Here is a 19,647-nt window from a genome sequence, read left to right as displayed (position 1 = left end):
CGCTGGTATTCTTATTAGGAACAAGCTATTTATTATTTTTGTTCTGTAATTGTCATATTATCTCTTGTGTTTTTTTGAACTGCAATCGCTCCAAAAATCGCCAATAAAAATGCAAAACCATAAAATCCTTTTTCACTTGGTAATAAAGTTGCATTCCAAAGTCCAACGATTAATAACACGATAGATAAAATTGTTCCAAACCAACAAATACCATAATAAATATCGGTTACAGGAAAGCCTTCAATTCTATCTCTAACACTTTTTTGAAGTGATATTACTGAAAAAAGACCAAACATTAGAACTGTAAAATAGTAGCCTATTTCATTTAGTAACATTTCTGAACGCCATAGTCCAACTAAGTAACCGATCATTCCCGCCCCTAAGGCCACCCAAGAAGCTGCTACGAAAGCATTTGAAGTTTTTTGCATTGTTTTTATTTATTTAATATGTGAATTATTATCTGTTGCTACGATTATTGCAACACTTAGTTTTTAGTAAATGACGTTTTTTATCTGCTTCTTTTAAACCTTTTGTTACCTGCTGCATTACATAATTGAATGCAAAAAGATTACTTTCAAGTTCTAAAAGCAAAGAAGTAAAACCACTTAAAATTTTTCTAAGACTTATTTTTTGGGTAAATATAGTCGATTTATCGTACAAAAATAAATTTTTAAATAATTTCTTGAAACTCATTGATTTGAATTTATTTATCCAAAAAGTTATAGGCCTAACTTACTTTTAATTCAGAAATTTCATGAGTTATATCATCCTATTTACGCATGTTTTAAAATGTAAACAAGTAGTAGGACCAGAAATGAAATCAACAGGAAAAAGCATCTTGTTTATTGACGACTTAAAAGACGATCAATTCTACGAATTGTAGTCTAGAAGAAAAATGTATTTGAGTAAGTAATACTTGAATTATATATATCGAAAAAGCCCCGTTTGGGGCTTTTTTTGTTGGTTGAAACTATATGATTTTGTTTTATGACGTATTCAACAGTAGTTTTTAATGAAATAATTATTTAGAACTAATAGCAGTTTTTCAGTTATTTCAGCCAAATAATAGAATTCAATTTATAGGTAAACATCACCCTTAGTTTGTCACGCTGGAAGCGTCTCAACAAACATGAGCAACTTTGCTGCTAAAGCTCTAACGAAGAAAATTGTACAATGAATTGTTAGTTAGAGTTTTTGCATTATGGTTTTTTACGTCTAATTGCAATACTGTTTTACATTTTTAACCATTAAGTGATTTAAGTAAAATTAAGACTTAAACAAACTTAACTTTGTTATTGCTTTTAAGCACTATTTCCTAGACCATTCGGTAATGGTCTGTAAGCGTAATAATGCAAGACTTCTTCTATGGCTGTTGCCAAAGCTTGGTTTATAGGAAGTAGTGTAGTAGCGAGTCTATTGTCTATTTGTGACAGTTGCATATAATAATCGGTAAAAACAGGAACGTAAAGTCCTTTGCTGATCGCTACTTCGGCGGTGTTGTAGTTTTCTTGTTGGCCTTCTTTAATTATCTTACAAGTGGCTAAACGGAGCTGTCCATATTTATCTCTACTGGCTGCATATCCAAAAAGTCTACAAATTAATCCCCGATAACGATAGTCGCTACAACTTCCCATACTTCTATCAATAAAAGAATGCGGACGATATAAATGACAGTTGGAGTCTGATTTTTGTTGGAGTTGGAGCAAGATATCTTCGGCTTCTCCATTTAAAAATAAATGAAATGCCCAAGGCAAAAACTCTAATGGCGAGGCATCTATTTCTGGAGTCGAACAACACTTACCGCATCCAGCAATACAATGCAAATGCGTTTCTGACTGGAATACAGCAATTTCTTTTTCAAGACGGTCGAACAACTCTTCAACCAATCGAACCTTGTGCTCTATAGCCATTATTTTTTTTGAAAGGTAGTTTATTCTAATTCCTTACAGAGAAAATGAGGTTTTTTGTGATAATTTTATTTTTTGTGGAGAAGATTGGATTTTAAAATTATCCTACAGACATTTTAGCAGATTTAATGTAATAATATTTAAAATTTTAATTGTATTTATATTTACGATAGCTAAATTTCTCGAACAAGATTAATCCAATCAGATAATTCCATTGATGGATATTGATTTTGATAGTAATTGCCAACTATCTGAGCCGCTGAAAGTAGTCGGTTCGACTTAATGTATGGTTCTATTTCGTTTATTAAATCTGAATTATTTATTTTTAATAATTTACCTATTCTACAGTATTCTTCATTTATATCATTTACAATAGTAGCATTTTCTTCAACCTCATACACATAAAGGTTTTTTATGAAATTAATATAATTATCAAAAGCACAAGAATACATGTTTTTCCCTGTTGAATTTAGTGCTTTATATTCCTCTTTTTTAAAAATTTGAATTTTTAATTCCTCTAAAATTAAAAGGTTTTCAATAAAATATATCGTTTCTAGAGTTGGAATAAAATATTTTCTAATGCCTTCAGAAATTCTACTTTTAAGTGCATTTGAATAATTTTTTATTGATTTATCTGATAGGTTTCTATTTTCTTTTAAATAGACTTTAAATTTTTCTTCATAGTTAATTTTACCGACTGCATTAATAAATTCATTTTTTGGAAAAATGCCTGGTGCAAAAAAAGTATCAATATTTGTGAAAAATTCAATTAGAGAAGACCTTTTAAATAATATAGGTAAGTCACCATTTTTCAATTTTTTTCTAACTAACTCACCTTCTTTAACATCAGACTGAAAAAAAGTACGCGAGTAGAAAGAAACACTTTTACCAAGATTTAATCTTTCTTTAGCAACGTGAAAATTCCAACATACAAAAACATCATTTATGCCGTCATAACCTAAAAATATAAATGGATAAGGTGATGATTTTATTAAATTAAACTCTTTCTTAATTGGTAATTGTGCTCTTGTGGTTTTATCTCTATCTGAAAAATACGCACTCGAAATATTCTTTACATATACATAAAACTTTTGACCTTCAAAAGACATGAAAAATGGTTGAGTACCATTAATATATGAAAATTTAGAAGATTGATCTAGTACTTCGCGCATTAATGCGAGCAAAGTTTCTGGTTTTATTTTTTCTATGTTTTTATATTCATTCATATTCCAAGACTTTCAAATAATAAACTATCTTTTACCTCTAATACGTCTGGAACATTCGTAAGATCACAACTAAACGTGACATTTGAAATTTGGGACGGAATTGCGTCAATATGGATACTGGGTATATCCTTAATTTTATAAAATGATAATGAATCTGATGCTTGTTGATAATCAAAAAAAATATCTCCTAGCTTTTCATAATCACTCCCCATCGTTTTATAAATTATTTCATTTAAGCGAAGTTGAACTTTTATGTTACTTATTTTAGAAACTATGTTGTCCCTAAGGTTTATAATACTTTTACCAGAGCCAGTCTCAATTGTAAAAGCGGAAGCAATTAATAAATCAGAACCAGGATTATTGTTTAATTGTTCAATAGAAAAATTGTGAACTCTTTTTGACTTAGTCGTAGATTTTACTTCAAGTTTATCTATTCCGTCATTGAAATCAAATTTATCGAAAGGAGAAATGTGCCAAGCATTAATTAAATATTCTGGATTAATTGCTTTTTCAATTACTAATAACTCAGTCCAAAGACCTTGTATTGATTTAAGAGGAGGTTTGTTAATTGAACTAAATAAATCAATAACCTTTTTTACCTCCCTGTATAAATCTCTTTCTGATGGAATTGATTCAATATGTTTAAGAATAATTGAAAAAACATCCGTAAAGTATTGTTGTAAGTCTGAGTTATATGTTTTTAATAAAACAATAGTATAAATTTCAGTAGTATTATTTTCATTTTCTTTTATACTACATTCTTGAGAAAAAAAAACCGAAATTAATTCTAAATTAATATTAATAGCTTTAGTAAGGCCATCACATTTAACAAAAAACATTGGATATCCTTCAGATGAAATACCAATTTTATGATGCTTAGAGAAAGGTACAGACTCAACAGAAACATATTCTTTACTACTTGAATCTCTTCTTAATAGTTCTAAAAAAACTTTATATCCAGAATTTTCCATATTATTCGTCATCTTCAAAAGTTAATATTTCTGGTTGAGCTGATACGTATCCAGTTGCAAAATCATCAGGATAATATATAGCTATTGTATATATTATTTTGCCGACTAACTTATGAACTGCATGGTTTTTTAATTTAATTTTATGAATTTGAATACAAATAGTATCTTCGCCTTTAATTCCTCTATCACTAGGATATACCTGGCTACCTGTGGTTGAACGACCAGAAAATAATTGATCAATTTTTAAATTTAATAAGTTAAATGAACGCTCACGATACTCTCTTTCGTAAGCCATTTGAATAAATTGAACATTAGTAATTGGGTATTCAGTTTTTTCGCTTAAGTATTGTAAATATCTGATGGTTGCCATTTTACGAGCAGTATCTCCATAGTTACCAAACTTGAATTGCGTCAAAAAATCAATTGCTTTATCAACATCTACTCTTACCGTTTTATGATTCCTATCCGTTGTATCATATTGAGGTTCATATAGCGAAAAATTATTGACTTTTAGAAAATCATCTACAACCAATTTATTATTTTCAATATACTGTAAAGCATTCATAGCATGCCATCCTTTCATCTTAGCCTGAACAATACCATATGGTAAAATATTTTTTCTAGTAGGACTTAATTTTTCGGATAAAATAAGTTGTTGTTGGACTTTAGCTAAACTTTCTGTACTTTTTAACCAATTACGCATCTCTTCTTCATGAATTACATATTCAACATATTCAGCAATAGAGTCTGTTGGTAGGTAAACACGACATGCATTAAGGTATTTCTGTTTGTAGCCAAAAAAACGACACCTTTGTTGAATTGTGTCAGCATTAGATTTGCTTTTTGTATATCTTGGCATATACGTAACAGCAAGGTTTTCCACTGTAAATCCACGATTAAGCATGTCAGCACCGACTAATATATGGGACGATGCACTATCCCAGTCTACTTCTCTTGTGGCATCAGTTTCGCTTATTATTAAATATAATTGAGAGTCATTTATAGCATCAGCAATTAGAGGCTTAATTTCTGAAAAATTAGGTACATTATCCTTTTCAGAATAAAACTTAGAAGTTTCTTTATTATATAAATTTTCAAATTCATTATCTAAGTCAATTCTAGCTATATCACCATCTTCCAGATTTAATATAGTAGCCCATCTACTAATTAATTCTTCAACCCAACCATGAAATAATCTACTCACATCCTTTTGTCTATCTGCATGTATCATCATGGACAAAAACTTAACTTTATTCCAATGGTTAGTAATAAGTGCTACATTTAAAATATATAATTGTAATGATTCTTTTAAAGATTTTGGTGGACTTGTCAATGGATTATCTTTGTAATGATAGACCTCATCGTCAGGAATAGAGATTACTAAATCAGGGAAATCTTGAAAAAACATTTTACCTCCTGTATACTTTTTTCCAGGAGTCAATATTGTATGGCTTTTAGGAGAAAGTAAGTCCATAATACTTATAAGTAAAGGCCCTTGAGGAGTTGCTGTATACTGAACATACGAATGGTTAGGTATTGAAGCTCTTAAGTTTAAAATACTAGAATAAGTACTCGATTCTTTATTATCTGTCTCTTCATCCCATTCATCTGAAACACTTGCCTTTTTACTGTTTGCATAAGAAAAACCATTTAACGAAGCTTGGTCTGCTTCATCATCAATTATTAATACACCTTGTTTTCCTAACTCTTGTTGGATTATTCTTGACTTAAATATTTCTGCAAGCTCATTTACATACTTATAGTGTTTAAGTAAAGTAATCAAGATAGTTGGTTTTGTTGACAATCTCATTTTACCCCTAATTTCAGAAACTTTTGCTAAGCCTGGATTTTCTAAAATTTTATAAATGTTGTTTAGAGAACTATCTTTAATTAAGTCTTTAGTTAATCGTTTAGTTGTTTGTGAAAGTAAATTTGTTTTTGTACCTGCTAAATAAATTATAATACGATAGCCGTTATCCGCAGACAGTGCAGTTAATGCAGTAAAAGACATTGTTTTACCACTTTGCACATACCCAACAGACAGATGTGTTGTGTCTTGTTCCTGTAGTAATTTTGGATTAGTACAATTAGATAGAATGTGATAAGTTTCAGTAATTAAATTATCAATCTCATCTTGATCTAAAAACAATTCAAAACGAGATATTATATCATTCATTTTTTCGCCAACGGTCGGCTTAAAAACTTCTGTAGTCTTTTCAGTAGGTATAATTTTTATTTCCATTGCATTAATTTTATTCTTGTACTATATAATTATTGAAAAGCGTTCTTAATTCAGAAGGATACTGCATACTTTTTTTAGTAGCAAGAAACTCTGCTAATGCAAAAGATTTAAAAATGGCCATAATTGGTTCATAATCGTTTGCCTTTCTGAACTGTTCAAAACGATTAAAAAAAGGGTGTGCTAGATTGATTTTACATATTACACATGGTACTTCAAACATTCCTTCATGAATAATAATCTGTTTAACAGAATAAAGAGCATCTGATTCATCTTCATTAATTAAATCTACCTGAAATTTATATGCCACTCCCTCATAATCAAAAGAATCTAAAACTGAACCTAAAGAAAGTGCTTCTTCAATTATTTGTTCATCTTTTAAAGTGTTTATTCTGTCTGCGCCTAAGTCTTCAACTTTTTTAATTTTATCTGTTATTGGCTCATTAACAATATCTTTCTTTTGAGAGTTAATTATCTTTTCTGCTATTTTGGAGTTTTCTTCTTTTGTTTTAACTCTAAAATTATCTGCTTGACTTAGTAAATTTAAATTAGGATCTTTAAGTTCATCTCTTAACGCGTCAATAAAAGCATTAAGATTTTCCTCGTCGGTAAAGCCATTTTTATTAAAAGTCACATCAAATCCTTCTAATTCAAGTTCACCAAAAAGACGTTTATATCTAAAATTACCTGCTGCTCCAAAAATCGAAGAAGGAAAGAAGCGATCCTCGTCTCCTCCAACAATTACACGTCCTCTTCTTAGCAAAACTAACCCATTTGCATTGTTCTGAATTGCTTTTAATATTGCAATGAATCCTTTAGCTTTGTATTTTCCAATTTGAAAATCAATATCTTTTTTCCATAAAATATCTTTTCCATTAGATTCTTTGAAAAAAGGAACGTTTAGGATTTCATATTTTGGAGCTTGAAGGTTTTCTCCATTTACAATAATTTTAATTTCTTCATTCCTTAAAAAAATTCTATAAATACTTGCTAAATGTCTTCGGACTTTATCCATTTGATGTGCTGAAGGTGCATTATGTGATAGTTCTGATAATATTATCTCTGTGTAATGCTCAACTTCATCTTTTGGGGTTTCTGTAACAATTAACTCTTCTTTGTTTTCAGCTATTACCTTTTGCAAATCAAATTCAGTAAATCTTTCAATGGTTTCTCCAATAGCTTTAGTATTAACTGACCATTTATTAGCAAGCCAAACTGAAGCAGTTTTCATACCCATACCAAACTCATTTAGTTTTGTATTATCTAAAGGAATATTGGCTGGTTCAAAAGCTCTTAAATAATTCAGTGAATCAATACCTGCAGCATTATCTTTAATTATTATTTGATTTGCTTTTTGATCAACTTCAATGCTAACTTCAAAAAAATAATCTTTATTAATTTGTAATAATTTTTCCTTATTATCTAAATAAGATTGTACTGAATTATCTACATACTCACTTAAGGTGAGAGCTACAGTATTGTTTAAAGCTCGAAATGTATTATATACACTCGGTTGCAGTGCAATTGATACTTTTTCTATTTTGTTCATGTGTTATTAATTTCTCAGCTATTATTTTTACTAAATCAACATTTACAGCATTCCCGAACGCTTTAAACGCTGCAGGAATAGTTTCTGGATATTTTTTTAACCTTTGCATTCCTTGTAATGAAGCCGCTTCATCTTTAGTCATATAACGACCTTTTAGACCTTCTCCTTCTTCCAATGATTCGTTTGGAAGATTCACCCATGGGAAAATTGGAATTTGTGTTGTAGTTAAAACTAATGCAGGTGAAAATGTTGGTTTTTTAACTCTAATACCAGATGGTCTGAATTGAATGATTTTATTAAAAATTGTTGGATTCTCTTCAGTACCACAATTCCACTCAAATTTTTGATGACTATTTTCAAAATTTTTTATTTTTGGAAGCCATAAATCTAGCCATGTTTTATTTAATTTATAAAATTCTCTATTTCGCTTAATAAATTGAATTTTCCAATTTGGAAATTTTTCACTTTTATTAGTTACAGCATAATTCGGTAAAAATGATAGGCAATCATCTTTTGAACTTCCATTAATTGTAGTTCCAAATTTACCTTTCTTGTTTTTCAATTGATTAATTGATTGAAATGCTGGAGCTATTTCTTCGAAATCATAATCAGCGCCAAATTCCATTGCCCAAATTGGGAAAGTAGGTAATTTTCCACCATGTTTATAAAGTTCATCTACGAATTCTTGCCAAATTAATAAATGATTTCTTGTTTCATTTCGTAAATGCATAAAGTCGGTTGCAGATTCATCAATTATGTTTCTAATATCACATTCATAGTTTTTAGGTTCGGGAAATTCAAAATATTGAAGAGGATTATAATTGATTTGACTTTTTAGAATACCAACTATATAAATTCTAAACCTATGCTGAGGTGTTCCAAACTGATGTGGTGACAATATAGACTCTTTAACATCGTATAACTTAGAAAGTGTCTCATTAATAACTTTCCAAGTATTACCTTCATCATGATTTTTTAAATTTTGAACATTTTCTAAAATAACATATTTAGGTTTATGGTAATCAAGAATTTCCATAATGTTTCCAAATAAACTTCCTCTCACTTCTGTAAAACCTAATCTTTTTCCAGCTTGTGAGAACGGCTGACATGGAAATCCACCACATAAAATATCGTGACCAGGTATTTCATTAACTGGGATCTTTGTAATATCCCCATAAATTGGAGTGTTTGGAAAATTTTCAGTATAAAGTTTTTGTAACTCTGGTTGAAGTTCACTTGCGAAAACACATTTATGCCCTAATTCTTCTAAAGCTAAATGGAATCCGCCAAGGCCTGCAAATAAATCTATGAACGTATATTTTTCTTTATTCTTTTTTGACATTATTTTTTTATTAACCTTTTACTTTCATGTTTTTGTTCAGTTTAATTTAGTTTCTCAATTTTTTTTGAAAATATTTTTCAAATCATAATAGGTGTTATATTTTTTATCCTCATTTACTTTTTAAGAAACCATTATTTTTATGATATTTTTAAACTTTCGTTGTTATATGGAGGTAAAATTCGTCCGATTAAAAATATAAAAATTGTCATTTAAGCAAATGTAATAAATTGACTTGTATTAGACGAGAAGTATGAAACAGTTGATGGTAATATTTTGTACTAAAATTATTAAGTTTTAAAAACATTTAAATACTTCTAATACAATAATACACAATCCTTTTGAAAGAAAAATACGTAAAACCGTAAAAGACTAATTATTTACAACATTACTTTTTTCATAACTTAATTACATCTACACAAACAACTTGTTTACCACTTTTTTTAAAATCGTCAACAATAAACTAAATCCTCATTTCACCACAATTTTGCGTTAGGGATTATAGCAGAAATCCTTTTGTTTTTGAGAAAAAACAAAAGATTGTAGCGGAAAGCCCGACCTTTAGGGAACGCCCAAAAGAATTTAATCGCAATGTTCTGAGGTCTTGCGATTACTTCTTTTTAATCTTCCTCCAGATCATTGTACATCCTTTTACGACTATAAAAGCGAGGATTCCGCCGATTAATCCGGCTAGAAATTCACCAATTATCGAAGGTAAGTTTTGTAGTAAATGATGTAGCGGTTCTATCTTGTGCATGAATATTCCTCCGGCTACTAGAATCAGCGCGATGGTTCCTATAAATGCCAATCCTTTGATAACCATAGGAAGTAAGCCAATTAGCATTTTCCCGATTTTTTTTCCGATTTTAGATTTTTTAGTAAGGAGTAGCATTCCGAAATCGTCCATGCGTACAATGGCTGCAACAATTCCGTAAACGCCTATCGTGGCTACTAATGCAACAAATGAAACTACAATAATTTGGGTAGTAATTGGTTTTCCGACCACGCTGCCTAAAGCAATGATTACAATTTCTATAGAGAGGATAAAGTCGGTTACTATGGCGGCTTTTACTTTTTGTTTTTCTAATATTAAGAGTTCTTCTGGCGTGAGATCTAAATCTTCAGTTGTAGTTTCTTCTTTTGGATGTGGTACAATGTATTCGTATATTTTTTCGGCACCTTCGTAAGCTAAATAGACAGCACCTAATAAAAGAACTACCGTAATTAACCACGGTACAAAATAGCTTAGTAAAAAAGCGAGTGGTAGTATAATTAATTTGTTTAAAAGTGAGCCTTTGGTAATGGCCCATAAAACGGGAATTTCTCGTGAGGAAACAAAACCTGATGCTTTTTCGGCATTTACGGCTAAATCATCGCCTAATATTCCTGCCGTTTTTTTGGTGGCTATTTTACTCATCATTGCAACATCATCCATAATTGCTCCGATATCGTCTAGTAATGCAAAAAATCCTGTAGCCATAATTTATTTCTTATTTAGTTTTTCGTTAAAAAATTGTAATGTTCTTGTCCAAGAGAGTGTTGCGGCTGCTTCATCATATCGAGGTGTGGTGTTGTTGTGAAAACCGTGATTGACTTCGGGATAAATATAGGCTGTGTTTTCGACTTGGTTTTTATTGAGAATGGCTTGAAAAGCGGGCCAACCTTCATTTACGCGAGTGTCTAAACCGGCGTAGTGTAGTAGGAGTGGTGTTTTGATATTTTGGGCTTCTTCTGCAGTGGGTTGTCCTCCATAATACGGAACAGCGGCACCTAATTCTGGGATTTTGACTGCCATCATATTCGCTATCCAACCACCAAAACAAAATCCAACAACACCAACTTGTCCGTTGCAGTTTTTATGGGATTTTAAATAGTGATAGGCCGCAATAAAATCTTCGAGCATTTCCTCACGAGAACGTTTTTTTTGTAATTCCCTTCCGTCATCATCATTTCCGGGATAACCACCCAAAGGCGATAGTGCATCAGGTGCGAGAGTGATGAATCCTTCAAGAGCTGCTCTACGACCTACATCTTCAATATATGGATTAAGTCCACGGTTTTCATGCACGACTATAATTCCTGGTAATTTGTTTTTTGTTTTTGATGATTGTGATAAAAGCCCTTTGATTGAACCACCGCCTTGTGGAGAATCATAAGTTATGAAAGCTGATTTCAATCGAGGATCTTCGGGTTTTATCAAAATAGAATCCAAGTAATTAGGCGTCATAAAACTGAGTAACGAAGGAAGTGTAAGCGTTCCTACAGCAAATAGTGATAGTTTTTCGACAAACTGTCTTCTTCCAATTTTATTGTGCGCGTAATCATCGTATAAATCGAATATTTCCTGACTGATCTCTTCTTTAGTGAGCTTTTTCATGCGGTATTTTTGAGACACCTAATGTAAGAAAAAAAGTTTTTTTTGAAGCAATCTCTCTTTTAATGTTGCAATTAAATTTCATGACTGAATTTGAAATAGTTAATCGCAATTTGGTTTTGGATAGTGTTTTTAGTTGAAATTAAAACTACAAATCGCAACTAATTAGAAATGAGTAATTTGTATTTTTTATTTGGTTTTGTTTAACCTTTTTCAAAAAAATAACACATTTTTATAAAGTTTGAGGTGGAATGTGTCGTTTATAAATAAAAATTATTTTACATTTGTTTAATAAATATGAAGTAATGATAAACAATAATATAAAAAACGTGTTCAGTATTAAAGATCTAGAGAATCTTTCTGGTATCAAAGCCCATACCATACGTATTTGGGAGAAAAGATATGATATTTTGCAACCCATGCGTACTGATACTAACATTCGATTATATGATTTGGCGAGTTTACAAAAACTGCTAAACATTACCTTATTGCATGATTATGGTTATAAAATTTCAAAAATAGCTACGTATCCACAAGATAAAATTCCTTCTTTGGTGCGAGAAATAATTTCTAACAAAACTGCCAAAAGTCATGCTATTAGTGAGCTGAAAATGGCAATGATGAATTTTGATCAAGAGCTTTTTTTTAATACATATAACTGGCTGATTGCTGAAAAGTCATTCAAAGAAATTTTTCATCAAGTTTTCATTCCGCTGATGAATGAGTTGGGATTATTATGGCAATCAGATACGATTACTCCTGCTCACGAACATTTTATAAGTTATTTGATTAAACAAAAATTACTGATAAATACAGAAAAACTGCAGGTTTTAAAACCGACCAAATTAAATAAAGTGTTTGTTTTATCACTTCCAATGAATGAGATACATGAGTTGGGTTTAATGTATCTGAATTATGAAATTTTATTGCACGGTTACAAAAGTATTTTCTTAGGAGAAAGTATGCCAATAGACAATCTAAAAGACATGAAAAAGCATTTTGATTCTATCGTTTATGTGTCTTATCTGACAGTACAGCCAGAAAGAGATATTTTAGATTCCTATGTTCAAAAAATGTCAGAAGAATTAGTGGATGATACTACAGAATTGTGGTACATTGGGAGAATGGTAGAGTTTATAAATCGAGAGGGACTTTCGGATACTATTTCTATTTTTAATTCAATCGGTGATTTAGTAGAACAACTTTAACTTTTTTTTTGTCTAATCTTTTTGTATATTTGCTAAACAAATGAAACAAACAATTTCTATTATAGGTTCGGGATTTTCAGCTATGGCAGCATCTTGCTATTTGGCTAAAAGCGGACATCAAGTTACCGTTTACGAAAAAAACAGTAGTATTGGCGGTAGAGCCAGACAGTTAAAAAGAGAAGGATTTACATTTGACATGGGGCCAAGTTGGTACTGGATGCCGGATGTATTCGATCGTTTTTTTGCTGATTTTGGAAAAAAAACAAGCGATTACTATGAGTTAATAAAATTATCACCAGCCTACCGCGTGTATTACGGTATAGACGATTTTATTACTATTGCCGATAATTTAGAAGAAATTGTTGCCTCTTTTGAAGCGATTGAAAAGGGAAGCGGTACGCAATTGAAAAAATTTATGGCTGAGGCCAAAAGTAATTATGATATTGCTATTAAAGAATTGGTGTATCGTCCAGGTGTTTCTCCATTAGAACTGATCACGCCAGAAACGGCTATGAAAGTAGGACAGTTTTTTAGTAACATTAGTAAAGATGTTCGCAAGAAATTCAAAAATAAAAGACTGATTCAAATTCTAGAATTTCCTGTTTTATTTCTTGGAGCAAAGCCATCAGACACGCCTTCTTTTTATAGTTTTATGAACTATGCCGATTTTGGTTTAGGAACTTGGCACCCAAAAACAGGAATGTTTGATGTAGTTCGCGCTATGGAAAGTTTAGCTACAGAATTGGGCGTTCAGTTTGTTACCAATGCCAATATAGAAAAGATTATTGTAACGGATAAAATTGCCAAAGCAATCGTAGTAAATGGTGAAACTATTTATTCTGATTTGATTTTGAGTGGTGCCGATTATCATCATACCGAAACGCTTTTGGATCAAGAACACCGTGCTTATTCAGAAAAATATTGGGACAGTCGCGTTTTTGCACCTTCCTCCTTATTATTTTACGTAGGATTCAACAAAAAAATTGAAAATATTTCGCATCATGCTTTGTTTTTTGATGTTGATTTTTACCAACATGCAAAGGATATTTATGATGAGCCACAATGGCCTGCGGAGCCCTTATTTTATGCTAATTTTCCATCTGTTACCGATAAAACAGCTGCTCCTGAAGGAATGGAATCAGGTTTTTTTCTAGTGCCATTAGCACCTGGAATTAATGATACAGAAGCACTTAGAGAAGAATATTTTGATAAAATAATAGATCGTTTTGAGACTTTAACCAAGCAAAGTGTAAAAAATAGTATTATATTTAAGGAGTCGTTTTGCAAAAATGATTTTGTATCTGAATACAATTCTTATAAGGGAAATGCTTACGGCATGGCAAATACGCTATTACAAACTGCATTTTTAAGGCCTAAACTGAAGAGTAAAAAAGTAAAAAACTTATATTTCACTGGACAATTAACGGTTCCAGGACCAGGAGTTCCACCTGCATTAATTTCTGGAAAATTAGTGTCGGAATTAATTAATAAACAATTTTCAGAGCAATAATATGAAGCAATTATTTGATGATGTATCTTTTAAGTGTAGTAAGCTAGTTACTAAAAACTATAGCACTTCTTTTTCTTTGGCGGTTTATATGTTATCGCCAAGCATTAGAGACGCCATCTATAGCATCTATGGATTTGTTCGTTTTGCGGATGAAATAGTAGATAGTTTTCATGGTTTTGATAAGGAAGATCTTATTACTGAATTTGAAGAGGACTACTACAAAGCTTTTGATAGAGGAATCAGTTTAAATCCCATATTAAATTCTTTTCAGCAAACGGTCAAAGAATATAATATCACTGACGATTTGATACAAGCGTTTTTACGCAGCATGAAATTAGATTTGATAAAATCGGATTATCATAGTAAAGAAGAATACGATGCCTACATTTATGGATCAGCAGATGTGGTGGGTTTAATGTGTCTAAAGGTATTTGTTTCTGGAGATAACGAGCGTTACAATCAGTTAAAAGACGAAGCCATGAGACTCGGCTCTGCCTTCCAAAAAGTGAATTTCCTTCGTGACTTAAAGGATGATAATTTGGTTTTAAACCGAAATTATTTTCCTGGCGTAGATTTAAATTCATTTGATGAGAATGCTAAAACGGCTATCATCAACGAAATAAATGAGGATTTTAGAGTCGCTTATGAAGGTATTATCAAACTTCCGCTCGAAGCTAAGTTTGGTGTTTATACTGCTTTTGTTTACTACAAAAAATTGCTAAAAAAGCTAGAAAATACGCCCTATCAAGAGATAGGAAATGCAAGAATTCGGGTTTCAAATTATACAAAAGCAGGATTATTAGCCAAGTCATTCGTGTCTTATAAATTAAATTTAGTTCAATAAAAGACTTGTTATTAAAGGAATTTTTAAATTAAACAGCGCATAAAAATGATATTTTTTTTGATATTTTTCGGTACTTTTCTACTAATGGAATGTGTTACTTGGCTTACCCATAAATACGTAATGCACGGATCTATGTGGTATTTTCACGCCGATCACCACCAACCTAAATACGCAAATGTTTTCGAACGTAATGATATTTTCTTTGTCATATTTGCCATTCCTAGCATCGTACTTTTTTATTATGGGGTTGAAGGTGGCTTAAACTACTTATTTTTCATAGGCTTGGGAATCATGTTTTATGGAATGTGTTATTTCATGATCCATGATGTATTGATTCACCAACGTTTTAAATGGTTCAAGCACACCAATAATAAATATTTAATTGGACTTAGAAAAGCCCACAAAGTACACCACAAACACCTTGGCAAAGAGCACGGAGAATGTTTCGGAATGCTTTTCGTTCCTTTCAAGTACTATAAAATCTAAACGGTTTTTGAGCTAGTCATTTTAGTATAAATTACAGTTTGTGACTTAATTTGCGCAATTTGTGGTTAAATTATTTAGCAAGTTTGGATTTGCAATACTATAAAGTTTTATCAGGGCGTGACCCCGCTTTCACTCCCCGAAAAATCGGGAGTTAAAGCGAGGTCGGGCTATCCGTTCCCGCTTTTTTATACCTGGCAAAAAGCCAGTTATAAAAAGAGCTCCACTACTATCCCTCACGCAAATTGCGTATTTCATCAATATTTTTCTTAAAAATTAATCATGAAAATATACAAACAAGAAACCGTTCAGCACGTAAATGCAAGTCTTGAAGAATGTTGGTCTTTTTTTTCAAGCCCTAAAAATCTTCAAAAAATAACACCAAAAGAAATGGGTTTTCAAATCACCGATTTTGATGATAAAAACATGTATCCAGGTCAGATAATACAATATAAAGTAACGCCACTTTTAGGGATTTCTTTATCCTGGATGACTGAAATTACGCAGGTCAAAGACCATAGTTACTTTATCGACGAACAGCGTTTTGGTCCTTACAGTTTTTGGCACCACAAACATTTTTTTGAAGCTACACCAACAGGAACTAAAATGACTGATGTGGTACATTACGGATTGCCTCTCGGTTTTTTGGGTAGAATCATGAATACTTTAGTAGTACAAAACAAGTTGAAATCTATATTTGAGCACCGTCGTGTAGTCATTGACAAAATGTTTAATTCGAAATAATGAGCAAGCAACCAGTTTCTTTTTTTTGGTTCCGACGTGATTTGCGATTGGAAGATAATGTAGGATTATTTCAGGCCTTACAGTCTAAATATCCGGTAATTCCGCTCTTTATTTTTGATGATGCTATTCTGGATAGTCTGCCAAATAATGATCCAAGAGTTGGATTTATACACGAAAATCTTTCTAAAATTAATGCGCAATTACTAGAACAAGGAAGTTCCATTTTAATAAAAAAAGGAAAGACTTTTGAAGTTTGGGAAGCTCTTTTAAAAGAATTTGATGTCAAAGAAGTTTTCTTTAATAAAGATTATGAACCGTATGCCATTCAAAGAGATACTGCTATTTGCGAACTTTTAGAAAAAAACAATACTATTGCTTATTCCTTTAAAGACCAAGTAATTTTTGAAGAAAAAGAAATCACAAAAGCCGATGGATTGCCTTATACCGTTTATACTCCGTTTAAAAATAAATGGTTAGAAAAATACAAAACTTTAGCTCCTGTTCCTGAATACGACTGTGCTGCTTCGTTTTCTAATTTTTATAAAAGTATTTTTATTTTCCCCACTTTAGAACAAATAGGTTTTCAAGAAAGTACGATAAAAGTAAAGGATCATAATCTCAAATTTATTACCAATTACCAAGAGATAAGAGACTTTCCAGCTTTAGATCAAACCTCTTATTTATCTCCACATTTGCGTTTTGGAACCGTAAGCATCCGAAAATTAGTGAACTGGGCTTTTCATAAAAACGATGTTTTTTTGAGTGAATTAATCTGGAGAGAGTTTTTTATGCAAATTCTTTTTAGTTTTCCAAAAGTTGTGACTCAAAACTTCAAAGCGGCTTATGACGGAATTCAGTGGCGCAACAATGAGGAAGATTTCAAACGTTGGTGCAACGGAACTACTGGATATCCTATGGTCGATGCAGGAATGCGTCAACTTAATGAAACAGGCTATATGCACAACAGAGTACGTATGGTGGTGGCGAGCTTTTTATGCAAGCATTTATTGATTCAGTGGCAATGGGGCGAAGCGTATTTTGCTGAAAAACTATTAGATTACGAAATGTCTGCTAACGTAGGAAATTGGCAATGGGCGGCGGGAACAGGTTGCGATGCGGCTCCTTACTTTCGTGTTTTTAATCCTGAAATTCAACAAAAGAAATTTGACGAAAAAGGAATGTATGTTCGTAAATGGATCAAGGAATTCCAATTAGGATACGGAAAACCAATGGTTGATCACGCTATGGCGAGAGATCGTGCAATTGCCACTTATAAGGCTGGAATTTTAAAGTAGTATTTTTTACTTCAATTATTTTATCGTATAAGTCATTTAAGTTTTTTTAAATAATGAGTAAGTTTGTGAAGCAGGATTTAAGAATTACAAGTTTTTTTAAACACGGATTTAAAAGATTACCGCAGATTTTAATGTATTCTTTTGATTAAATAATTCGTAGTTCAAGAAATCATATATTAAGAATATACTACTTCTAAACTTCAATCTATATTTTTTTCCAAATTAGAGTTAATTAAATTCATCTCTAACGCTCGAGCCTCAAAACTTTTTTAAAAACTTAATTGAACTTTCTTTTTTGGGTGGTAAAAAATCACATTTATGCTTATTTGTCTTATATGTTTAATAAATTTTGGCAGTTCATTTCCCTTTCAATATAATTACTAAATGTGTTTAAGTTTACCACGTAAATAAACCCAATCTTGTTCATTGAATTAATTACTTGATTAACTTCTCTAGCATTCCCTTAAAAATAAACCCATGGAAAGGTAACACAGAATACCAATACACTTTTCCCCAAAAACCTCTAGGTCTAAAAGTCGCTGCTTGGTATAAGGTATTGTGAATAATCTTAAATTCTAGCCAAGCTTCGCCTGGCAGTTTCATTTCTGCAAAAAGAATTAATTTGCCTTCTTCTTTATTGGCATATAACACACGCCAAAAATCTAAAGCATCACCAGAATGAATATCGTGTCGGTTTGTTCTTCCTCTTCTTGAACCAACGCCACCATATAATTTATCTATAAATCCTCTTAAATCCCACAACCAGTCGCCATAATACCAACCCGTATCTCCACCAATAGACCAAATTTGGTTAATGGTGAAATCGCGATCTATAATTTCCATTTTGCGACGGTCTATGAAACAGTCTTTTTTAGGAACTTTTAAATATTCCGACATATTACTCGTGAAACGACCGCTTACTAAGGAATCTTTCCAACTCGATGCTACTTTATCTTCATCTACTTTTATCAAAGCACGAGATAGCGCTTGTTTGTACGACATTGGAGTCACCTCCAGTAATTCATTAATTCGGGTATCGCTACAAACTACTTCTACTTTCATACTGCTAACTAATGCGGAAGCCAATCTATAGGAAGTTGAGGTCACAAAATACAGCCAATAGGAAGATAATTTGGGTGTCATTATCGGAACGGTAACAATCCAACGTTTTAGGTTTTTTGCTTCGGCAAAACCAAGCAACATTTCTTTATAAGTCAAAATATCAGGACCACCAATATCAAAACTTTGATTGTAAGTCGCTGGATTAAATAATGATTTAGATAAAAACTGGAGTACATCTGTAATTGCAATAGGTTGGCATCTTGTGTTTAGCCATTTTGGTGTAACCATTACAGGTAATTTGTTCACTAAATCCCGAATGATTTCAAACGAAGCACTTCCTGAACCAACAATGATTCCGGCTCTCAATGTAGTGGTGTCAAATACACCTGAATTTAGTATTTCCTCTACTTTTTTTCTAGAAGATAAATGTTTGGATAATGAGGTATCATTCACAATACCACTCAAGTAAATCACCTGTTTTGCGTTAGTTTCATTCAGTCGGTTTACAAAATTTAATGCAGATTGACTCTCTAACTCATCAAAATTAGAGGCAGAACCAGACATCGAATGAATCAAATAATACGCTGCATCAATACTATCTGGAATGTTGGTTAATGTTTCATGATTTAAAAAATCGACTTCGACAACACTAACTTTATCTTTAAACTCAATAGGAAAATAAAATCTATTTTTATCTCTTACACAACAGATTATATCGTGTCCTTGAGCTACCAATAATGGTAAAAGTCGCTTTCCGATATAACCTGTTGCGCCTGTTAAGAGAATTTTCATAGTAATTTTATTTTCAATATTGTAAAGCGATTTTCGATTCTATAAATTACAAATTATCAGAGCAATATGCATTGAATCTTTTAAACAAGCAAAAAAAGAGTAGT

The 19,647-nt window shown here is 31.6% G+C and carries 18 protein-coding genes; 7 read left to right on the top strand and 11 right to left on the bottom strand.

Annotated features, from left to right (window positions below; translation table 11 throughout):
- Positions 1-32: 32 nt before the first annotated feature.
- Positions 33-428, bottom strand: a complete 396-nt coding sequence (gene yiaA / locus MW871_RS04795; RefSeq protein WP_248427757.1) for an inner membrane protein YiaA — start codon at positions 426-428, stop codon at positions 33-35.
- A gap of 28 nt (positions 429-456) precedes the next feature.
- Positions 457-693, bottom strand: a complete 237-nt coding sequence (locus MW871_RS04790) for a hypothetical protein (RefSeq protein WP_248427755.1) — start codon at positions 691-693, stop codon at positions 457-459.
- Between the two features lie 61 nt (positions 694-754).
- Here MW871_RS04790 and MW871_RS16315 point away from each other — a divergent pair, with 61 nt between their 5' ends.
- Positions 755-883 (top strand): hypothetical protein, encoded by a 129-nt coding sequence (locus tag MW871_RS16315; protein WP_282454596.1) that lies wholly within the window; start codon positions 755-757, stop codon positions 881-883.
- Between the two features lie 418 nt (positions 884-1,301).
- On the opposite strand, the gene MW871_RS04785 is transcribed toward MW871_RS16315, so the two are convergent.
- From MW871_RS04785 to MW871_RS04750, 8 genes are all read right to left on the bottom strand, one after another.
- Positions 1,302-1,910: a YkgJ family cysteine cluster protein gene (locus MW871_RS04785; protein WP_248427754.1), complete on the bottom strand. Its 609-nt coding sequence runs from the start codon at positions 1,908-1,910 to the stop codon at positions 1,302-1,304.
- Positions 1,911-2,080: 170 nt separating this feature from the next.
- Positions 2,081-3,133: a hypothetical protein gene (locus MW871_RS04780; RefSeq protein ID WP_248427753.1), complete on the bottom strand. Its 1,053-nt coding sequence runs from the start codon at positions 3,131-3,133 to the stop codon at positions 2,081-2,083.
- Positions 3,130-4,116: a PD-(D/E)XK motif protein gene (locus tag MW871_RS04775; protein WP_248427752.1), complete on the bottom strand. Its 987-nt coding sequence runs from the start codon at positions 4,114-4,116 to the stop codon at positions 3,130-3,132. Before MW871_RS04775 ends, MW871_RS04780 begins: the two co-directional genes overlap by 4 nt.
- Positions 4,106-6,346, bottom strand: coding sequence for a Z1 domain-containing protein (locus MW871_RS04770; RefSeq protein WP_248427751.1), 2,241 nt, complete (start codon positions 6,344-6,346; stop codon positions 4,106-4,108). The genes MW871_RS04775 and MW871_RS04770 overlap by 11 nt, the downstream gene beginning before the upstream one ends.
- A gap of 10 nt (positions 6,347-6,356) precedes the next feature.
- A complete protein-coding gene (locus MW871_RS04765) occupies positions 6,357-7,892 on the bottom strand; it encodes an ATP-binding protein (protein ID WP_248427749.1) in 1,536 nt (511 codons plus the stop codon).
- Positions 7,843-9,234 carry a DNA cytosine methyltransferase gene (locus tag MW871_RS04760; protein ID WP_248427747.1) on the bottom strand — a complete coding sequence of 464 codons (1,392 nt, stop codon included), beginning with the start codon at positions 9,232-9,234 and terminating at the stop codon, positions 7,843-7,845. The genes MW871_RS04765 and MW871_RS04760 overlap by 50 nt, the downstream gene beginning before the upstream one ends.
- Positions 9,235-9,841: 607 nt before the next feature.
- A complete protein-coding gene (locus tag MW871_RS04755; RefSeq protein WP_248427746.1) occupies positions 9,842-10,711 on the bottom strand; it encodes a DUF808 domain-containing protein in 870 nt (289 codons plus the stop codon).
- 3 nt (positions 10,712-10,714) lie between these two features.
- Positions 10,715-11,608, bottom strand: a complete 894-nt coding sequence (locus MW871_RS04750) for a dienelactone hydrolase family protein (RefSeq protein ID WP_248427745.1) — start codon at positions 11,606-11,608, stop codon at positions 10,715-10,717.
- A gap of 302 nt (positions 11,609-11,910) precedes the next feature.
- On the opposite strand from MW871_RS04750, the gene MW871_RS04745 reads away from it, so the two are divergent.
- From MW871_RS04745 to MW871_RS04720, 6 genes are all read left to right on the top strand, one after another.
- Positions 11,911-12,813 carry a MerR family transcriptional regulator gene (locus MW871_RS04745; RefSeq protein ID WP_188051157.1) on the top strand — a complete coding sequence of 301 codons (903 nt, stop codon included), beginning with the start codon at positions 11,911-11,913 and terminating at the stop codon, positions 12,811-12,813.
- A gap of 40 nt (positions 12,814-12,853) precedes the next feature.
- On the top strand, positions 12,854-14,323 hold the full coding sequence (locus MW871_RS04740; RefSeq protein ID WP_248427744.1) for a phytoene desaturase family protein: 1,470 nt from the start codon (positions 12,854-12,856) through the stop codon (positions 14,321-14,323).
- Position 14,324: 1 nt separating this feature from the next.
- Positions 14,325-15,167 (top strand): phytoene/squalene synthase family protein, encoded by an 843-nt coding sequence (locus MW871_RS04735; protein ID WP_188051159.1) that lies wholly within the window; start codon positions 14,325-14,327, stop codon positions 15,165-15,167.
- Positions 15,168-15,212: 45 nt separating this feature from the next.
- On the top strand, positions 15,213-15,653 hold the full coding sequence (locus tag MW871_RS04730; RefSeq protein ID WP_210645768.1) for a sterol desaturase family protein: 441 nt from the start codon (positions 15,213-15,215) through the stop codon (positions 15,651-15,653).
- A gap of 279 nt (positions 15,654-15,932) precedes the next feature.
- Entirely contained in the window at positions 15,933-16,394 is a 462-nt protein-coding gene (locus MW871_RS04725) for an SRPBCC family protein (protein WP_188051161.1), read from the top strand.
- Entirely contained in the window at positions 16,394-17,689 is a 1,296-nt protein-coding gene (locus MW871_RS04720) for a cryptochrome/photolyase family protein (protein WP_248427743.1), read from the top strand. The genes MW871_RS04725 and MW871_RS04720 overlap by 1 nt, the downstream gene beginning before the upstream one ends.
- 435 nt (positions 17,690-18,124) lie before the next feature.
- Here MW871_RS04720 and MW871_RS04715 read toward each other — a convergent pair whose 3' ends face one another.
- Complete coding sequence (locus MW871_RS04715; protein ID WP_188051163.1) at positions 18,125-19,543, bottom strand: SDR family oxidoreductase; 1,419 nt, start codon at positions 19,541-19,543, stop codon at positions 18,125-18,127.
- Between the last annotated feature and the right edge of the window lie 104 nt (positions 19,544-19,647).

Origin of the sequence: Flavobacterium pygoscelis (genome assembly GCF_023162025.1) — a bacterium.
Lineage (GTDB): Bacteria > Bacteroidota > Bacteroidia > Flavobacteriales > Flavobacteriaceae > Flavobacterium > Flavobacterium pygoscelis.
This window is presented reverse-complemented; position numbering and strand designations above follow the sequence as displayed.